This is a genomic window from Dietzia sp. WMMA184 (assembly GCF_002441635.1).
Classification (GTDB): Bacteria; Actinomycetota; Actinomycetes; order Mycobacteriales; family Mycobacteriaceae; genus Dietzia; species Dietzia kunjamensis.
On record NZ_NXEI01000001.1, the window covers coordinates 2,607,170 to 2,622,180 of the forward strand.

A 15,011-nucleotide genomic window follows, 5' to 3' on the forward strand; every position below is an offset into this window, starting at 1 on the left:
TGGGTCAGTACAGCCGGGGAGCCTCCCCGCAGCGGACGAGTTCGCCGTCGACACCGGCCCGCGCGCCGTGCTCCCGCAGGCGCGCGGCCAGCTCGTCGGGCGGCGGGTTGTGGTGGCCCAGGTGCACGGCCACCACGTCGGTCCGCTCGTCGACCGCCCCGATGTCCCGGAGTCTCCGGAGCATCGCCCCGAACCGGTCCAGGCCCAGGTGGGCGGGGGAGATCTCCTCGCGGTCGCCCAGCGTCTCCTCGAGGAAGACCGCGTCGTAGCGGGCGCCGCGCACCGCGGTGAACCACTCGTCGTCCCACGGCCCGGTGTCGCTCGCCCACAGCAGGCGGGCGCCGCCGGGCCCGGTCACGTCGTAGAGCACCGCGTCGCCGTCGCGGAACACGCGGTGCCGGGCGGGCAACACGCGTACGTCGTAGGCGCCCACCCTGAGCCGGTCGCCGGCGGTGACGGGGACGAAGCGCACCGGGTCGTCGGGGCCCACCCAGGGCCGACACGCATCGAGCGCGTCCGGGGGGCCGACCACCTCCAGCTCGCCGGCGTCGGGGACCCACGAGCGGAAGAGCAGGACCTGGGGTCCGAGATGGTCGGCGTGGGCATGCGTGACGAGCAGATGTCCCACCGCCGCCAGAGACCGTCCGAGCCGCACGGCCGAGCCGGGCGCCTCCGGTCCGCAGTCGATCAGCAGCTCGTCGTCGACAAGCGCGGAGGTCTGGCCGCGCACCACGCCGAGCCGGCGTGCCTCGTCGCATGACGGGCACCGACAGAACGGGTTGGGCCAGCCGTCCGCGGCGCCGGTCCCCAGCAGGACGACCTCCATCAGACGCCCGCCCCCGGCGCCGCGCCGGGCGCCGACCCGGGCGCGGGATCCGGGCCCGCCTCGCGCAGCGGCAACACGGCGCGGCCGTCGCGGCGGTCGAGGACCTCCACGCGCGCGTCGTAGACCTGCGCCACCCGCTCGACGGTGAGGACCTCCTCGGGCCGGCCGTCGGCCACCACACGGCCCCGGTCGAGCAACACCAGCCGCTGCCCGTAGTGGGCGGCGGAGGTGAGGTCGTGCATCGCCGCCACGACGGTCAGGCCGGTCTCGCGGCGCATGGAGTCCACCAGGTCGAGCACCTGCTGCTGGTGGCCGATGTCCAGCGCGCTGGTGGGCTCGTCGAGCAGCAGGACCCGCGGTTCCTGGGCCAGCGAGCGGCCCAACACCACCCGCTGCAGCTCACCGCCGGACAGCGTCGTGGCGGTGCGCGAGGCCAGGTCGTGCAGGTCCAGGCGATTGATGACGCGGTCGACGACCTCGTGGTCGTCGGCGCTCTCGGTGCCGAACCGGCCGATGTGCGGGGTGCGGCCGAGCCCGATGAGTTCGCGCGCCGTGACCCCCTCGGGGACGACCGGGCGCTGCGGCATCATCGCCACGGTCCGTGCCACCCTGCGGCGACCCGCGCGGCGCGGGGTCAGCCCATCGACCTCGATGTGACCGGCGGCGGGGATGAGCCCGGCGAGCGCGAACAGCAGGGTCGTCTTGCCGGAGCCGTTGGGGCCCACCAGGGACACCCACGAGCCGGCGTCCACGGCGAGGTCGACGCCGTGGAGGATGGCCGTGCGGTCCCGGGTGACGCGCAGGTCGCGGCAGGCCAGGGCGACCGGCGCGGGTGACGCGGCCGCCGCGGGTGACGCCGGTGGTGTGGCGGTCATATGTGCCCCCGGCTGCGGCGCAGGACGATGAGGAAGAACGGGGCGCCGATCGCGGTGGTGACCACTCCGATGGGCAGCTCGGCCGGGCTCATCGCGGTGCGGGCGACGACGTCGGCCAGGATGAGGAACGCCGCGCCTACCAGCAGCGACACCGGCAGCAGCAGGCGGTGCCCCGGCCCGATGAGCATCCGCACGGCGTGCGGGATGACGATGCCCACGAACCCGATCAGGCCCGACACGGACACCACCGCCGCCGTGCCGAGGGTGGCCACGCTGATGAGGACCAGGCGCACCCGCGCCGGGGCGATCCCCAGCGTCGCGGCCTCGGCGTCCCCGACCGCCATCACGTCGAGGGTGCGGCGGAACAGGGCGATCACGGCCACCGCCACGAGCACGTACGGCAGCACCGTCCGCACGTCGGTCCAGCCGCTGGTCGTGAGGCGGCCGAGCGTCCACGAGTACACCTGCCGCAGGGTCTCGTCGTGGCGCTGCATGAAGAACGTCTGGATGGCGCTGGCGAACGCCGCCACGGCGACGCCGGCGAGGATGATGACCACCTCGCTGCGTCCACCGCCGACACTGCGGCCCAGCGTGTAGGTGGCCAGCACCGCGATCATGCCGCCGGCGAACGCGGCGGGCGGCACCATCGCCGAGCCCATCGCGCCGCCCACGACGATCGCCAGGGTGGCGCCCAGCCCCGCCCCGCTGGACACCCCGAGCAGGTACGGGTCGGCGAGCGGGTTGCGGAACACGCCCTGGTAGGTGGCCCCGGCGATCGCGAGCATCGCGCCGACGATCGCGCCCAGCACCACGCGTGGGATGCGGATCTCCCAGAGGATGACCTGCTGACGTTCGGTGAACCCCGAGTTGATGTCGACGAGCGGCAGCCGGCCCACCAGTTCGAGCACCACGCCGCCCGGGGTGAGGCCGGCCGGGCCGATGAGGGTGCCGAGCAGGACCGCCGCGGCCAGCAACAGCGTCGCCCCGCCCAGCACGAGGGCGCGGCGGGGCGACGGGCGGGTCACGAGGCGGGCTGGTTCGCGGGGCTCTCCGCGGTCTCCGGCGCGGCGTCGGGCACCGCGGTGACGATCGCGGCGACCTCGCGCATGAAGTCGACCACGCGCGGGCCCCACCGGCTGGACAGGTCCTCGTCGACCACGTGGACGCGCCCGTCGCGCACGGCGGTGAGTCCGTCCCAACCCGGCCGCTCGGCCACGACCTCCGGGGTGATGCCGCAGCACTGGCCGTCGGCGAGGAACACGAGGTCCGGGTCGGCCTCGAGGATGAGTTCCTCGGACAGCTGCGGGTAGGGGTCGTCGCCGGTGGCGATCGAGGTTAGGCCGAACAGGGAGTAGATCTCCCCGACGTAGGTGTCGTCGGTGACGGTGTAGTAGGTGTCGTCGAGCTCGTGGAAGTACGTCAGCGGGGTCTCGCGCTCCGGCACCGAGGCGACGATCTCGTCGATCTCGCTCTGCATCCGCGACACGAGTTCGGCGGCCTCGCCGATGTGCCCGGTGGCCGCCCCGACCTGCTCGAGCTGGGTGTAGGTGTCGTCGAGGGTCTGCGCGGCGGGCAGCTGCAGCACCTCGACGCCGGAGCGTTCGAGGCCGGCCACGATGTCCCCGGTGTCGTCGGTGAGCACGACGAGGTCCGGCGCGTATCCCAGGATCGCCTCGAGGTTGGGCGTGTAGCCGGACAGGTCGGTGACCGGGGCGTCGGAGGGGAAGTCGGACCGCTCGTCGACCGCCACGACGCTGTCCCCGGCGCCGACGGCGTAGAGCATCTCGGTGGTGGTGGGGGCCAGCGACACGATCGCCTGCGGTTCCTCCGCCGCGGCGGAGGTCTGGTCGGCCGGGGCCGGCTCGTCGCCGCCGGTGCCGCTGCCGCTGCACGCGGAGGCGACCAGCGCCAGGGCGGCCAGGGGGGCGAGCAGCAGCGAGCGGGCTCGTGGATGGTGCATGGCATCCTCCGTGATTCGGAGGAAGAAAACAGCTCGGGCCGCGGCCTGGGCCGCTGCACGCGACCGTCCTTCGTCCGAGGTCAGTACGTACGGCTGCCGCGGAACCGGCCGACCTGGCTCGCCCGTCCTGAGACGGGATCACAGTTGCGGGACAGCGTCGGATTCGCACCGACTTCCGCCGAGTTGCCGCGGGGTCCGACGCTGGTGGCCGGACCCGTCGAGGGTATCCCACCCGTCGTCGCGTCCGCCCATCCCATACATCCGCTGTCGCCCCTGTCCGAGCCGTCCCCGCGCCTGGCCGGGGCGGGGCGAGGTCACGCGGAGCTGGTGACGACGGTCGGGGAGGATGGATCGCGATACCTGTCGGCAGTGGGAGAGGACCGTGGAGATGACGACGACGACGAGTTCTGCAGGCGAGGGGCCTTCGGCCGCGGATCTGCGCGAGCAGGGTTTCGCGACCAGGCGCGAGGTGATGAGCGACGACTTCGTCGACCGGGCCATGGACCGGGCTGTCGGGACGGAGTCGGAGGCGATCCAGCACGTGGTCGCAGAGAACGTGTGGGGCAACATCTGGAACCGGCCCGGGTTGGACCGACGGGATCGCAGCCTGCTTAATATCGGGATGCTCGTGGCACTGCGCGCGGACGCCGAGCCGGCGGGGCATGTACGCGGCGGGTTGACCAACGGGTTGACCCGCGAGGAGATCACCGAGGCGGTCATCCACGCCTCGGAGTACTGCGGCGCGCCGGCGGCCCTCGCGGCGACGAGGACCGTCCAGACCGTCTTCGACGACCTCGACGGGTGATCGCCCACACGGCCCAAGGACGTCATGGACGTCAGGTAGTCTCGACACGAGAGTGACAGACGCCACCCCTCGATCAAGGAGCCCCTCATGAAGAGCACGATGATGCCGGAGCAGTTGAACATCAGCACGATCCTGCAGTTCGGTGCGACCGTCCACTCCGATGCGGTCGTCACCACCTGGACCGATCAGGGACCACGGAAGATCACCTACGGCGATCTGGGCAAGCACGCCGCGCAGCTGGCCAACGCGCTGCGTTCCCTGGGGGTCGACGGTGACCAGCGGGTCGCCACATTCCAGTGGAACAACTCCGAGCACTTGGAGGCCTACCTCGCGATCCCGTCCATGGGCGCCGTGCTGCATCCGCTGAACATCCGGCTGTTCCCGGACCAGCTCGAGTTCGTGGCCAACCACGCAGAGGACAAGGTCGTGATCGTCGACCCGAGCCTCGTCCCGCTCCTGCAGCCGCTCCTGCCCCGGTTCTCGACGGTCGAGCACGTCATCGTCACCGGTGGGGGCGCCGCGAACCTCGAGGCTCCCGAGGGCATCCAGGTGCACGACTACGACGCGCTCCTCGCCGCCCAGCCCACCGAGTTCGATTGGCCGGAGGTCGACGAGAACTCCGGCGCCGCGATGGCCTACACCTCGGGCACCACCGGCGACCCGAAGGGCGTCGTCTACTCGCACCGGTCGATCTACCTCCACTCGATGCAGGTGTGCATGTCCGACGGCATGGACATCTCGCTCGACGACAACGTGCTGGCGATCGTGCCGATGTTCCACGCCATGTCGTGGGGCCTGCCGTACGCCGCGTTCATGGTGGGCGCCTCGCTGCTCATGCCGGAGCGTTTCCTACAGCCCGAGCCGCTGGCCGCGATGATCGCCTCCGAGCGTCCGACGCTGGCCGCCGCCGTCCCCACGATCTGGCAGGCAGTGGACGCGTACAGCGTGGACCACCCCATCGACATGTCGAGCTTCCGTGCGGTCGTCGTGGGCGGCAGCTCGTGCCCGCCGGAGCTGATCCGCAAGTTCCGGGACAAATACGGGATCAACATCGTCCACGCGTGGGGCATGACCGAGACCTCGCCCATCGGCACCCTGTCCCGCCCGAAGGCCTCCCTGCCGGAGGAGAAGCAGTTCGAGCTCCGCATGACGCAGGGCCGACTCATCGCCGGCGTGAAGGCCCGTATCGTCGACGATTCCGGCCAGGCCCTGCCATGGGACGGCGAGTCCGTCGGCGAGCTGGAGGTCCGCGGCCCGTGGATCACCGGCAGTTACTACAAGGTGGACGCCTCGGACTCCTTCGACGACGGCTGGCTGCGCACCGGCGACGTGGGGTATATCAAGCCCGAGGCGTTCCTGCAGCTCACCGACCGCGCGAAGGACATCATCAAGTCCGGTGGCGAGTGGATCTCGTCCGTCGAGGTGGAGAACTACCTCCTCGAGCACCCGTCCGTGGCGGAGGCCGCCGTGATCGGTGTCCCCGACCCCAAGTGGGACGAGCGGCCGCTGGCCACCATCGTCGTCAAGGACGGTGTGCCCGACCCGAGCGTCGAGGAGCTGCGCGATCACCTGGCCGAACGGATGGCCAAGTGGCAGGTGCCCGAGAAGTTCGCGTTCGTCCACGAGATCCCCAAGACCTCCGTCGGCAAGCTCGACAAGAAGCGCATCCGCGTCTCGCATTCCGACGGCGAACTCACCGTGGTGAACGCCCTGGAGAACTAGGCAGGCGGAAGGTCGAACGCGGGAACGCGTCGTCGGCCAGCGGAGGGCCCGGGATTGCGGTATGACCGCCCCCGGGCCCTGCTTCTGCGCTACTGGCTGCTCGGTGCCAACCGTCCCGCCGGCCGCCACGCCGGCCGCCACGCTGGCCGCCGCCACGCTGGCCGCCGCCACGCTGGCCGTCCCGCCGGCCGACACGCTGGCCGTCCCGCCCCCCGCCGTCGCGGCATCATCGCCGAGCAGAGGATTTCGCTCAGACCCACTCGGGCGATACAGGCGAAATCCTCTGGACGGCGGAGGCGGGGCGGGCGGCGGGTCAGTTCGCGGCGACGCGTGCCAGCGGCCGGAGCGAGACGGGCAGTCCGTCCGCGGGGTAGGGCAGCGAGTCGTTCTTCATGGGCGGCACGTAGGCCAGCGGGACCGACCACTCGAAGTGGCGTAGCAGCGCGCTGAGCACCAGCTTGGACTCGAGGTTGGCGAAGATTATGCCGAGGCACTTGTGCACCCCGCCGCCGAACGGCTCCCACGCGAAGCGGTGCGACTTGTCCTCCCGCCGCTCGTCGGAGAAGCGTTCGGGGTCGAAGATCTCCGGGTCCGTCCAGTACTCGGGCATGTGGTGCGAGTACAGCGGCATGATCGAGGTGAGTCGTCCGACCGGGATCTCCACGCCCAGGATCTCGGTGTCCTTGACCGCCTTGCGCGCCATCACCGGCACCGGCGGGTGCAGGCGTAGCGACTCCTTCATCACCAACGCCAGATCGGGCAGCTCCTCCAGCTCGGCCATGGTGGGGTTCGGACCCAGGTCCTGGCACTGGCGGCGGAGCCGCTCCTGCCACTGGACGTCGCGGCCGAGCTCGTAGACCATCGACGTCACCGTGCTCGTGGTGGTGTCGTGCGCGGCCATGAGCAGGAAGATCATCTGGTTGATGATGTCGTCGTCGTCGATCCCGCCGGAGGCGTCCGCCACCTGGCACAGGGCGGAGAACAGGTCCTCTCCCGGGTTGGCGCGCCGGGCCGGCAGGTGGCGGCGCAGGAACTCCTCGAGCAGCCGGCGCCCCCGCGCCGCTCGGCCCCACTTGGTGAACGGCACCGCGGTGGAACGGACATAGCCGTTCGCGGCCTGGACGCAGTCGACGAACGCTGTGTTGACCTTGTCGAGCTCCCCGGGCGCGGCGTATTCGGCGCCACCCATGAACACCTCGGTCGCCAGGTCGAGGGTGTGCGTCTTGAGCGCGGGATAGATCTGGAACGCCCGGTCCGGGCCCCAGGCGCCGATGCCCTCGTCGACCAGCGGGGCGAGCCCGCGGGTGTAGCCCTCGAGCCGGGGACGGGTGAACGCCTCCTGCATGATGTGCCGGTAGTGGTGGTGCTCCTCGAAGTCGAGCAGCATCAGCCCGCGGTTGAAGAACGGCCCCACCAGGTATCCCCAACCGGGGCCGCTGGCGAACGCCTTGTCCGCGTTCTGCAGGGCGGCCTGGCAGGCGTCGGGGCCGATCAGGGCGGTCCACGTGGCGCCGAGGAAGTTCAGGTCGGAGACGGGGCCGTGATCGCGATAGCGGCGGGCCATGGTCGCCAGCGGGCTGTGGACGTATTCGAGCGTGCCGCCGAGGATCGGCAGCTTGGAGCGCAGTGGGGCCGGGCCGGGTCGGTAGACCCTCTCCCGCGGATCACCAGGGATGGACATCAGGCACCTCGTTGTCGGGTGACCCCAGTGTGTGACAGCCGTCACTAGTTGTCACTCGATTACCGAAACCGGCGGTGTCGTTTCTTTCACCCGGCCCGGCCAGCCGGCAGTCCCGCCGGCCGTGACACCGCCGGCCGGCCGCCCCCCGACTCAGGCTCGGGCGACCAGCGCGTCGATGTCCACGCCGTCGGGCAGAGCGCCGTACTCGGCCGAGCGGTCGTCGCCGAGCCGGGCCAGGCAGAACGCCTCCGCGACCGGGGCCGGTGCGTGGGCCAGCAGGACCGCGCCCTGCTGGGCCAGCGCCATCGCCTCCACCAGGCGGCGGGCGATCCCGGGGGCGGCGCCCGGGTCGGCGGCCGCGCGGCCGATCAGCGCGCGCACCCGCTCGACGTGCCGGTCGTACAGCTCGTGACCGCCCAGCTGCGCGGCCAGTTCGGCGTCGAACGCGGCCACGGACTCCGGTTCGCGGGCCATCGCGCGCAGCACGTCGAGCGCGATGACGTTGCCCGAGCCCTCCCACACCGCGAGGACCGGCTGCTCCCGGTAGCGGCGGGCGAGCGGGAACGACTCGGTGTACCCGTTGCCGCCGAGGCACTCCAGCGATTCGTAGGCGTGGTTCGGCCCGCGCTTGCAGATCCAGTACTTGGCGACCGCGGTGGCGAGCCGGCGGTAAGGGGCGAACTCCTCGTCGTCGTAGGCCGAGGCCAGACGCAGCGCGGTCCACGTCGCGGCCTCCGCCTCGAGCTGCAGGTCCGCCAGGACCGCGGCCATCGCGGGCTGGTCCACCAGCGTCGCGCCGAACGCGGCCCGGTGCCGGGCGTGCCACGCCGCCTCGGCCACGCCCTGGCGCATGCCCGCCGCCGCGCCGAGCACGCAGTCCAGGCGGGTCCGGCCGACCATCTCGATGATCGTGCGCACCCCGCGGCCGGGTTCGCCGACCATCCAGCCGAGCGTGCCGTCGAACTCCACCTCCGAGGACGCGTTGGACTTGTTGCCCAGCTTGTCCTTGAGACGCTGCACGAGGAACGGGTTCTGCTCGCCGCCGGGCAGGACCCGCGGGACGAGGAAGCAGCTCAGGCCGGCCGGCGCCTGCGCCAGGACGAGGAACGCGTCCGACTGCGGGGCCGAGCAGAACCACTTGTGCCCGCGCAGGACGTGGCAGTCACCGTCACCGACGGGCTCGGCGGTGGTGGTGTTGGCGCGGACGTCCGAGCCGCCTTGCTTCTCGGTCATGGCCATCCCGAACAGCACGCCCGACTTGGTGGCGGGGTCGCGCAGCTCAGGGTCGTACACCGTCGACAGCAGCGCCGGCTCCCACTCGGCGGCCAGCTCGGGGCTCAACCGCAGCGACGGGACCACCGCGTGCGTCATCGACAGCGGGCACCCGTGGCCGGCCTCGATCTGCGACACCAGCATGAACCCCACGGCCCGCTCGACGTTCGCCCCCGGCCCCGGGTCGGCCCACGCCGAGGTGTGCAGCCCGCGGGACACCGAGTACTCCATGATCCGGTGGTAGGCGGGGTGGAACTCGATCTCGTCGACCCGGTTGCCCCACCGGTCGTGCGCGCGGTGCACCGGCGTGAGGGTGTTGGCCAGCTCCGCGTCGTGTTGGTACTGCTCGGTGCCCACGTGGCGGCCGATCTCGTGGAACCTCTCGACGCGGGCGTGCGGCGAGAACACCGCGACGGCCTCCTGCAGTGCCGGGTTGAGGGCGTACTCGTCCACGTCCACGCGGGGCGGCGCCTGGTTGAGGACCACGTGGGTACTGCGGTGTCGGGTCGAGGACATGGGTGCTCCCCTCTAGTTCTTGAGATGCTCAGTTCTTGAAATACTCAGTTCTTGAAATACATAAGCTGCGTGCCCGTGGCGAGCAGCGTGCCGTCGCGGCTCCACAGGCGCGCGGCTTCGTCGTGGTAGTTGCCGTGGAACCGGTGCGAGTGCACGCTGCCGAGCAGGAAGTCCGTGCCCTGGGCGGCGATCTCGTCGGCGGTGGCCAGGAAGTGGATCGTCAACGTCACCGTGCCCGCCGGGACCGGCCGACCGAGCCGGAGGAACGACCTCGGGAAGAACGAATCACACAGGGACGCCAGTGCGAGATGGTCGAGTCCGCGGGGCTGGGCGTCGCGGATCCACATCGTCGTCGTCGACTCCGGTTGCTCCTCACCGGAGGCCACGTCGTCCCACCCGCCGGTGACGAACCGCATGTCGTAGTTGTCGACCCACCGCACGCCGCGGTCCGACGCCGCGGCGGTGAGCTCCTCCGGCGCGGGGACGGCCGGCGGGGCGGTCTCGGTCTCCGACCACGTCTCGCGGCGCAGGCCGGTGATCGCGGTGGCGGTGGTGACGACCTCGTCGCCCTGGCGCATCTCCACCCACCAGTGCTGGTTGGAGCGGTTGGTGCGGGCGGGGCGGGCCTCGATCTGGAACTCGCCCTCGGCGACGGGCCCGGCGTAGTTGAGGGTCAGCGCGAGCGGGTCGCCGTGCTTGTCGGGGTGCTGCAGGATCGCGCCCAGCATGGTGGCCGCGGTGATGCCGCCGAACGGCCCCACCATGTTGGCCCACGCGGCGTGGGTGCGGCCGCGGAAGCGGTTCTCGCCGATCGGTTCCAGCGCGACGGCCTCGTCGAACACGTGGGTGGGGGCGTCCTGACCGGTCACGGGACCTCCTGTGGGGCGAGGGGATGGGCGCGGGGGTGGGCGCGAGGATGGGCGCGGGCTCACCGTACCGAGGAGAGGGGCGACGACGACGAGGAACGCCCGCCACCGGGGATCGTCCGGCTTTTCTCGGGGTTACGAGGCAGCGGCCGCGCAGGTGGGGCGGGTGAAACCCGTTGACGCCCTTGACGACGTTTATATAGTAAAGATGACCTCACAATGGGTGTGGCTCCGAGCGTGCAGGAGACGCGCGATGACCGGACTGCCCAAGTTCGCCGCCTCGAGAACGCTGATCGCTGCCGTGGCGGCGCTCGCCGCCGTGCTCGTGGTGGCGTTCGGCGTGGTGGCGCTGGTCCGTCCCGGAGGCGACCGCTCGGAACCGGTGGCCACCGACGCCACGACGTCCTCCCCCGAGACCTCTCCCTCGTCGCCCCGCATGTCGCGGCTGGCACCGCGCTCGTCGGCGCCCGAGGTCACCGGAATGCTCGAGGTGTCGGGCCCCGCGTGCGACGCCCCGGTGATCAACTCCGACCTGTTGTACCCGAACAGTGCCGCGCGGATCATCGACTGCGAGTCCGGGTGGGCGGTCATGGCCAGCGCGGTGTCGGGCGACCCCTACTGGGTCGCGTACTCGGACGGCAGGTGGCGCAGGGTCGGGAGGATATCGATCTACGCGGGAACCTGCTCGGACGAGGCGATCGCCCGGGGCGCCCCGGCGTGGATGGCGAGCAAGCACCTGGGGGACTGCTCGTCACGGGGCCGGAGCGCCCCGCCGGCGCTGGGGGCGGCGACGGTCGCGTCCACGCCCACGCCTCGCGCGACGACCGTGTCCCCGGCCGCGACCTCCCCGACTCGCACGAGTACGCGGACCGCGTCGCCGTCGGAAGAGTCCACATCATCGCCGGCCAGCACCACGCGGACCACTGCCACCACGCCGGCGTCCTCCACGCCCACCCAGGTGCCGACATCCACCTCGCCGGGCAATGACGCGGCCGCGGACGGCGGGTAGCGACGCGAAAGGGATCCGGATCGGGCGTCGGTCGGGAGAGAATCTGGATCATGCAGCCAGTCCAGACGCCGACGTTCGCCGAACTCACCGAGGGGCGGATCGCCCCGCCCATGGCCGCCCGCCCGGGCCCGGACCTCGCGGCGGCGGGGTTCACGGAGTCGGAGTGGGCGGCGGCCGGTGAGGCGGTGTCCTACTCGGTCGGCGAACTGCCCACCGACGGGCGCATCCAGCTGGCTCAGGCCGATTCGGAGCCGTTCGCCACCCGGGTGCTGGTCCGCCGCCCCGACGCCGCCCGGTTCAGCGGCGTGGTGCTGGTGGAGTGGCTCAATGTCAGCGGCGGCCAGGACGCCGCGCCGGAGTACACCTACCTCGCCGACGAGATCGTCCGCGCCGGCCACGCGTGGGTCGGGGTGTCGGCGCAGTTCATCGGCGTGGAGGGTGGCGACGCCGCCGTAGGGATGGGCGGGCAGACCGTCGGCCTGCGGGCGCAGCGGGCCGAGCGCTACGGCGAGCTCCGCCACCCGGGGGACGCGTACTCGTACGACATCGTGACCCAGGTGGGCCGGTTCTGCCGCGAGGCGCGCGACGACGGCCCGCTGGCCGGGCTGGTGCCGGATACGGTGCTCGCGATCGGGGAGTCGCAGTCGGCGATCGCCCTGACCTCCTACATCGACGGTGTGCACCCGCTGGTCGGCGTGTTCGACGGGTTCCTGCTGCACAGCCGTGGTGGGGGCGCGCTGCCGTTCGACGACCGGGGCTGCGCGGCCGGCATCGCCACCGCCGTCCGCTCGTCCACCATGCTCCTGCGCGACGATCTCGACACCCCCGTGCTGGTCGTCCAGGCCGAAGGTGACCTGGGCGGGTTGCTCGACTCGGCCCGCTCGCGCCAGCCCGATTCGGAGAACGTGGTGACCTGGGAGATCGCAGGCCAGGCGCACGCGGACGCCTACCAGTTGGGCGAGCTGGCGGGCCTGGTCGACTGCGGGGGCGCCATCAACAGTGGCCAGCAGGTGTTCGTGGTGCGGGCCGCGTTGCGTCACCTGGTGTCGTGGGTGGCTGGCGGGGCGCGCCCGCCTGCCGCGCCGCCGGTCGAGCTCGACGACGAGGAGGTGGTCCCCGGCGATCTGGGCATCGGCCGGGGTGGCGTGCGGACCCCGGCCGTGGAGGCGCCGGTCGAGAGATTGGTCGGTGCGCCGTACCCGCAGTCCGCGCCGTTCTGCATGCTCCTCGGTCGCACGGAGGAGGTGGCCGAGGAGCAGTTGCGTCAGCGGTGGTCGGGCCGCGAGGAGTACCTGCGCGCCTATGAGGAGGCCACGGACCGGCTCATCGCGGAGGGCTTCCTGCTGGCCGACGACCGCGCGGAGATTCTCGCCGACGCCCGCCCGGAGCGCATCAGCTGGTGAGCGCGGGCTGGCTGGGGGCGCATCTGTTCCGATGAAGTACACCCGTGCGGGACGACGGGCGATCCGACATCGCCGCTGTGTCGCAGGGTCGGATTTGTCAGTTATGAATCGTCGTCCCGTGGGGTCTGGTATCTATTGATACAGATTCCGGGCGAAAGGGTCTTCCGATGGCTGAACGGATCGGGACGTTGCTCAACCGTTCTGGTGACGGTGGCCAGGAGGTGCTCATCGTCAGCCGCGGGAGCGTGCGGACTCGGTTCCGTCGCCGGGACGAGTTGGGTTGGAACTTTCGGGTGGAGTCGACGGACTCGGAGAACGTCATCGAGCGGAACCCGAAGCGAAAGCCAAGGACGGACCCGAAGTCGGATCCGGTTCGCCGGGTGTCGCGTCCGCGTGGGCAGCGGGTGGCGTATGTGCGGGTGTCGGCCGCTGATCAGAATGAGGCGCGTCAGCTCGAGTCGGTGGGGGAGTGCGACCGGGTTTACGTCGAGAAACAGTCGGCTCGATCGCGAGCGGATCGCGTGAAGCTCGAAGAGTGCATCAGGTACCTACGAGATGGTGACGAGCTGGTTGTCGCGTCGATGGACAGGCTTGCCCGTTCCCTGGTGGATCTCAAGCAGATCGTTGGTGAAATCACCGCGAAGGAGCTTGTCAAGATAATTGTGTGAGTTTTGGTTAGTGATGTCTGTCACATGTGGGGGTCGAAGCGTTCCGGGTAGGCCAGTGCGAGTTCGGCCAGTGCGGCTCGCCAACCGTGGATGGTGGCGCCTTCGACGAGTCTGGGGATCGATTTCCGGGGGCCTGCGTGGCCGTCTGCTCGGCGTTGAGCGTCCTTGGCGCGTTCTCGGTCTCGTCGGTCCTCGATGTTGCGTATGGCTAGCCATAGCAGCTTGATCGCGGCGGCATCGCTGGGGAAGTGCCCGCGGTTCTTGGTGATCTTGCGCAGCTGGTAGTTCAGCGACTCGATCGAGTTCGTGGTGTAGATCAGCTTGCGTGTGGCTGGGCCGAAGGCCAGGAACGGGATGAACCGCTCCCAGGCGGCCTCCCACGACCTGACGGCGGTGGGGTACTTGGCGCCCAGCGGCGATTCGGCGAAGGCCTCCAGTGCGGCTCTGGCGGCCTCGGCGTTGGCGGCGGTGTAGATCGGCTTGAGTGCCTTGGCCACGTTCTTGCGGTCGCTGTAGGACACGAACCGCATCGAGGCCCGGATCAGGTGCACCACGCAGGTCTGCACCTCGGCGAAAGGCCAGGTCGCGGCAATCGCCTCGGACAGTCCGGTCAGCCCGTCGCAGGCCACGATCAGGACGTCTTTGACGCCGCGATTGGCCAGTTCGGCGCACACGCTGGCCCAGAACGCCGCGCCTTCCTTGGCCTGCACCCAGATGCCGAGCACGTGCTTGACGCCCTCAAGATCGACCCCGACCGCGATGTGGGCAGCGCGGGTCTTCACGTGGGCTCCATCGCGGATCTTGATGTGGATCGCGTCCAGGAACACCACCGGGTAGAACGCCTCCAACGGGCGGTGCTGCCAGGCGGCGACTTCGTCCAGGACCGCGTCGGTGACGTTGGCGATGGACTCGTGCGACAGCTCCACCCCCAGCGTCCGCGCGAGGTGGTGCTCGATCTCCCGGACGGTCATCCCGCCGGCGTACAGCGAGATGATCTGGTCCTCCAGCCCGCCGAGCCGGCGGGCGCCCTTCGGGACGAGCTGGGAGGCGAACGAGCCCTGCCGATCGCGGGGCTGATCCAGCTCCACCGGGCCGACCTCGGTGGCCACGGTCTTGCGCGAAGTGCCGTTGCGGTGGTTTCCGTCCCCGCCACGGGCGTGGGCATCGCGGCCCAGATGCTCGGTCAGCTCGGCGCCCATGCCCCGCTCAAGGACGGCCTTGAGCATCTCGTTCAAAAAGCCGTCCTTGCCAGTCAACTCCAACCCTCGCGAACGGGTCTCGGCGAGTACGTGATCAATCAGCGCATCCGAGAACACCTCCCGGCGAAGCCCAGCAGCATCTGATACATCCGTAGCGTCGTGGTCGTCAACAGCCATAGCGTTCATGATTCCTCCTCCGGATCAACTCA

The 15,011-nt window shown here is 70.9% G+C and carries 12 protein-coding genes, 1 pseudogene and 1 riboswitch; of the genes and pseudogenes, 5 read left to right on the top strand and 8 right to left on the bottom strand.

Going from position 1 to position 15,011, the window contains the following annotated elements; genetic code table 11:
* Positions 1–4: 4 nt before the first annotated feature.
* Genes CK206_RS11965 through CK206_RS11980 form a run of 4 tightly spaced genes read right to left on the bottom strand, consistent with a single transcriptional unit; the run spans position 5 to position 3,661 of the window.
* Entirely contained in the window at positions 5–826 is an 822-nt protein-coding gene (locus tag CK206_RS11965) for an MBL fold metallo-hydrolase (RefSeq protein ID WP_067717439.1), read from the bottom strand.
* Entirely contained in the window at positions 826–1,701 is an 876-nt protein-coding gene (locus CK206_RS11970; RefSeq protein ID WP_096906534.1) for an ABC transporter ATP-binding protein, read from the bottom strand. Before CK206_RS11970 ends, CK206_RS11965 begins: the two co-directional genes overlap by 1 nt.
* Positions 1,698–2,726 carry an iron ABC transporter permease gene (locus tag CK206_RS11975; protein ID WP_096906535.1) on the bottom strand — a complete coding sequence of 343 codons (1,029 nt, stop codon included), beginning with the start codon at positions 2,724–2,726 and terminating at the stop codon, positions 1,698–1,700. Before CK206_RS11975 ends, CK206_RS11970 begins: the two co-directional genes overlap by 4 nt.
* Positions 2,723–3,661, bottom strand: coding sequence for an ABC transporter substrate-binding protein (locus tag CK206_RS11980; protein WP_096906536.1), 939 nt, complete (start codon positions 3,659–3,661; stop codon positions 2,723–2,725). The genes CK206_RS11975 and CK206_RS11980 overlap by 4 nt, the downstream gene beginning before the upstream one ends.
* 88 nt (positions 3,662–3,749) lie before the next feature.
* Positions 3,750–3,894, bottom strand: a riboswitch (cobalamin riboswitch).
* Positions 3,895–4,049: 155 nt separating this feature from the next.
* Here CK206_RS11980 and CK206_RS11985 point away from each other — a divergent pair.
* Together CK206_RS11985 and CK206_RS11990 are read left to right on the top strand one after the other, a co-directional pair.
* Positions 4,050–4,466 (top strand): carboxymuconolactone decarboxylase family protein, encoded by a 417-nt coding sequence (locus tag CK206_RS11985; RefSeq protein WP_063972530.1) that lies wholly within the window; start codon positions 4,050–4,052, stop codon positions 4,464–4,466.
* An 87-nt stretch (positions 4,467–4,553) separates the two neighbouring features.
* Positions 4,554–6,188 carry a long-chain fatty acid--CoA ligase gene (locus tag CK206_RS11990; protein WP_007631572.1) on the top strand — a complete coding sequence of 545 codons (1,635 nt, stop codon included), beginning with the start codon at positions 4,554–4,556 and terminating at the stop codon, positions 6,186–6,188.
* Positions 6,189–6,501: 313 nt separating this feature from the next.
* On the opposite strand, the gene CK206_RS11995 is transcribed toward CK206_RS11990, so the two are convergent.
* The 3 genes from CK206_RS11995 to CK206_RS12005 form a co-directional block, all read right to left on the bottom strand.
* Positions 6,502–7,869 (bottom strand): cytochrome P450, encoded by a 1,368-nt coding sequence (locus CK206_RS11995; protein ID WP_063972481.1) that lies wholly within the window; start codon positions 7,867–7,869, stop codon positions 6,502–6,504.
* A 150-nt stretch (positions 7,870–8,019) separates the two neighbouring features.
* A complete protein-coding gene (locus CK206_RS12000; RefSeq protein WP_096906537.1) occupies positions 8,020–9,657 on the bottom strand; it encodes an acyl-CoA dehydrogenase family protein in 1,638 nt (545 codons plus the stop codon).
* A 44-nt stretch (positions 9,658–9,701) separates the two neighbouring features.
* Complete coding sequence (locus tag CK206_RS12005) at positions 9,702–10,526, bottom strand: acyl-CoA thioesterase II (RefSeq protein ID WP_096906538.1); 825 nt, start codon at positions 10,524–10,526, stop codon at positions 9,702–9,704.
* Positions 10,527–10,776: 250 nt separating this feature from the next.
* Here CK206_RS12005 and CK206_RS12010 point away from each other — a divergent pair, with 250 nt between their 5' ends.
* The 3 genes and pseudogenes from CK206_RS12010 to CK206_RS12020 form a co-directional block, all read left to right on the top strand.
* Positions 10,777–11,532, top strand: coding sequence for a hypothetical protein (locus tag CK206_RS12010; protein WP_069390057.1), 756 nt, complete (start codon positions 10,777–10,779; stop codon positions 11,530–11,532).
* 50 nt (positions 11,533–11,582) lie between these two features.
* Positions 11,583–12,935, top strand: a complete 1,353-nt coding sequence (locus tag CK206_RS12015) for an alpha/beta hydrolase domain-containing protein (protein WP_069390056.1) — start codon at positions 11,583–11,585, stop codon at positions 12,933–12,935.
* 167 nt (positions 12,936–13,102) lie between these two features.
* Positions 13,103–13,579: pseudogene (locus tag CK206_RS12020) on the top strand (recombinase family protein); the annotation flags it as partial.
* Positions 13,580–13,623: 44 nt separating this feature from the next.
* On the opposite strand, the gene CK206_RS12025 reads toward CK206_RS12020, so the two are convergent.
* Positions 13,624–14,979, bottom strand: coding sequence for an IS256 family transposase (locus CK206_RS12025; RefSeq protein WP_069388925.1), 1,356 nt, complete (start codon positions 14,977–14,979; stop codon positions 13,624–13,626).
* Positions 14,980–15,011: the final 32 nt, after the last annotated feature.

Bases quoted from the DNA above. Each gene is read 5' to 3' on its own strand.
- CK206_RS11965 (WP_067717439.1), bottom strand. From the start codon at position 826: ATGGAGGTCGTCCTGCTGGGGACCGGCGCCGCGGACGGCTGGCCCAAC.
- CK206_RS11970 (WP_096906534.1), bottom strand. From the start codon at position 1,701: ATGACCGCCACACCACCGGCGTCACCCGCGGCGGCCGCGTCACCCGCG.
- CK206_RS11980 (WP_096906536.1), bottom strand. From the start codon at position 3,661: ATGCACCATCCACGAGCCCGCTCGCTGCTGCTCGCCCCCCTGGCCGCC.
- CK206_RS11985 (WP_063972530.1), top strand. From the start codon at position 4,050: ATGACGACGACGACGAGTTCTGCAGGCGAGGGGCCTTCGGCCGCGGAT.
- CK206_RS11990 (WP_007631572.1), top strand. From the start codon at position 4,554: ATGAAGAGCACGATGATGCCGGAGCAGTTGAACATCAGCACGATCCTG.
- CK206_RS11995 (WP_063972481.1), bottom strand. From the start codon at position 7,869: ATGTCCATCCCTGGTGATCCGCGGGAGAGGGTCTACCGACCCGGCCCG.
- CK206_RS12000 (WP_096906537.1), bottom strand. From the start codon at position 9,657: ATGTCCTCGACCCGACACCGCAGTACCCACGTGGTCCTCAACCAGGCG.
- CK206_RS12010 (WP_069390057.1), top strand. From the start codon at position 10,777: ATGACCGGACTGCCCAAGTTCGCCGCCTCGAGAACGCTGATCGCTGCC.
- CK206_RS12015 (WP_069390056.1), top strand. From the start codon at position 11,583: ATGCAGCCAGTCCAGACGCCGACGTTCGCCGAACTCACCGAGGGGCGG.
- CK206_RS12025 (WP_069388925.1), bottom strand. From the start codon at position 14,979: ATGGCTGTTGACGACCACGACGCTACGGATGTATCAGATGCTGCTGGG.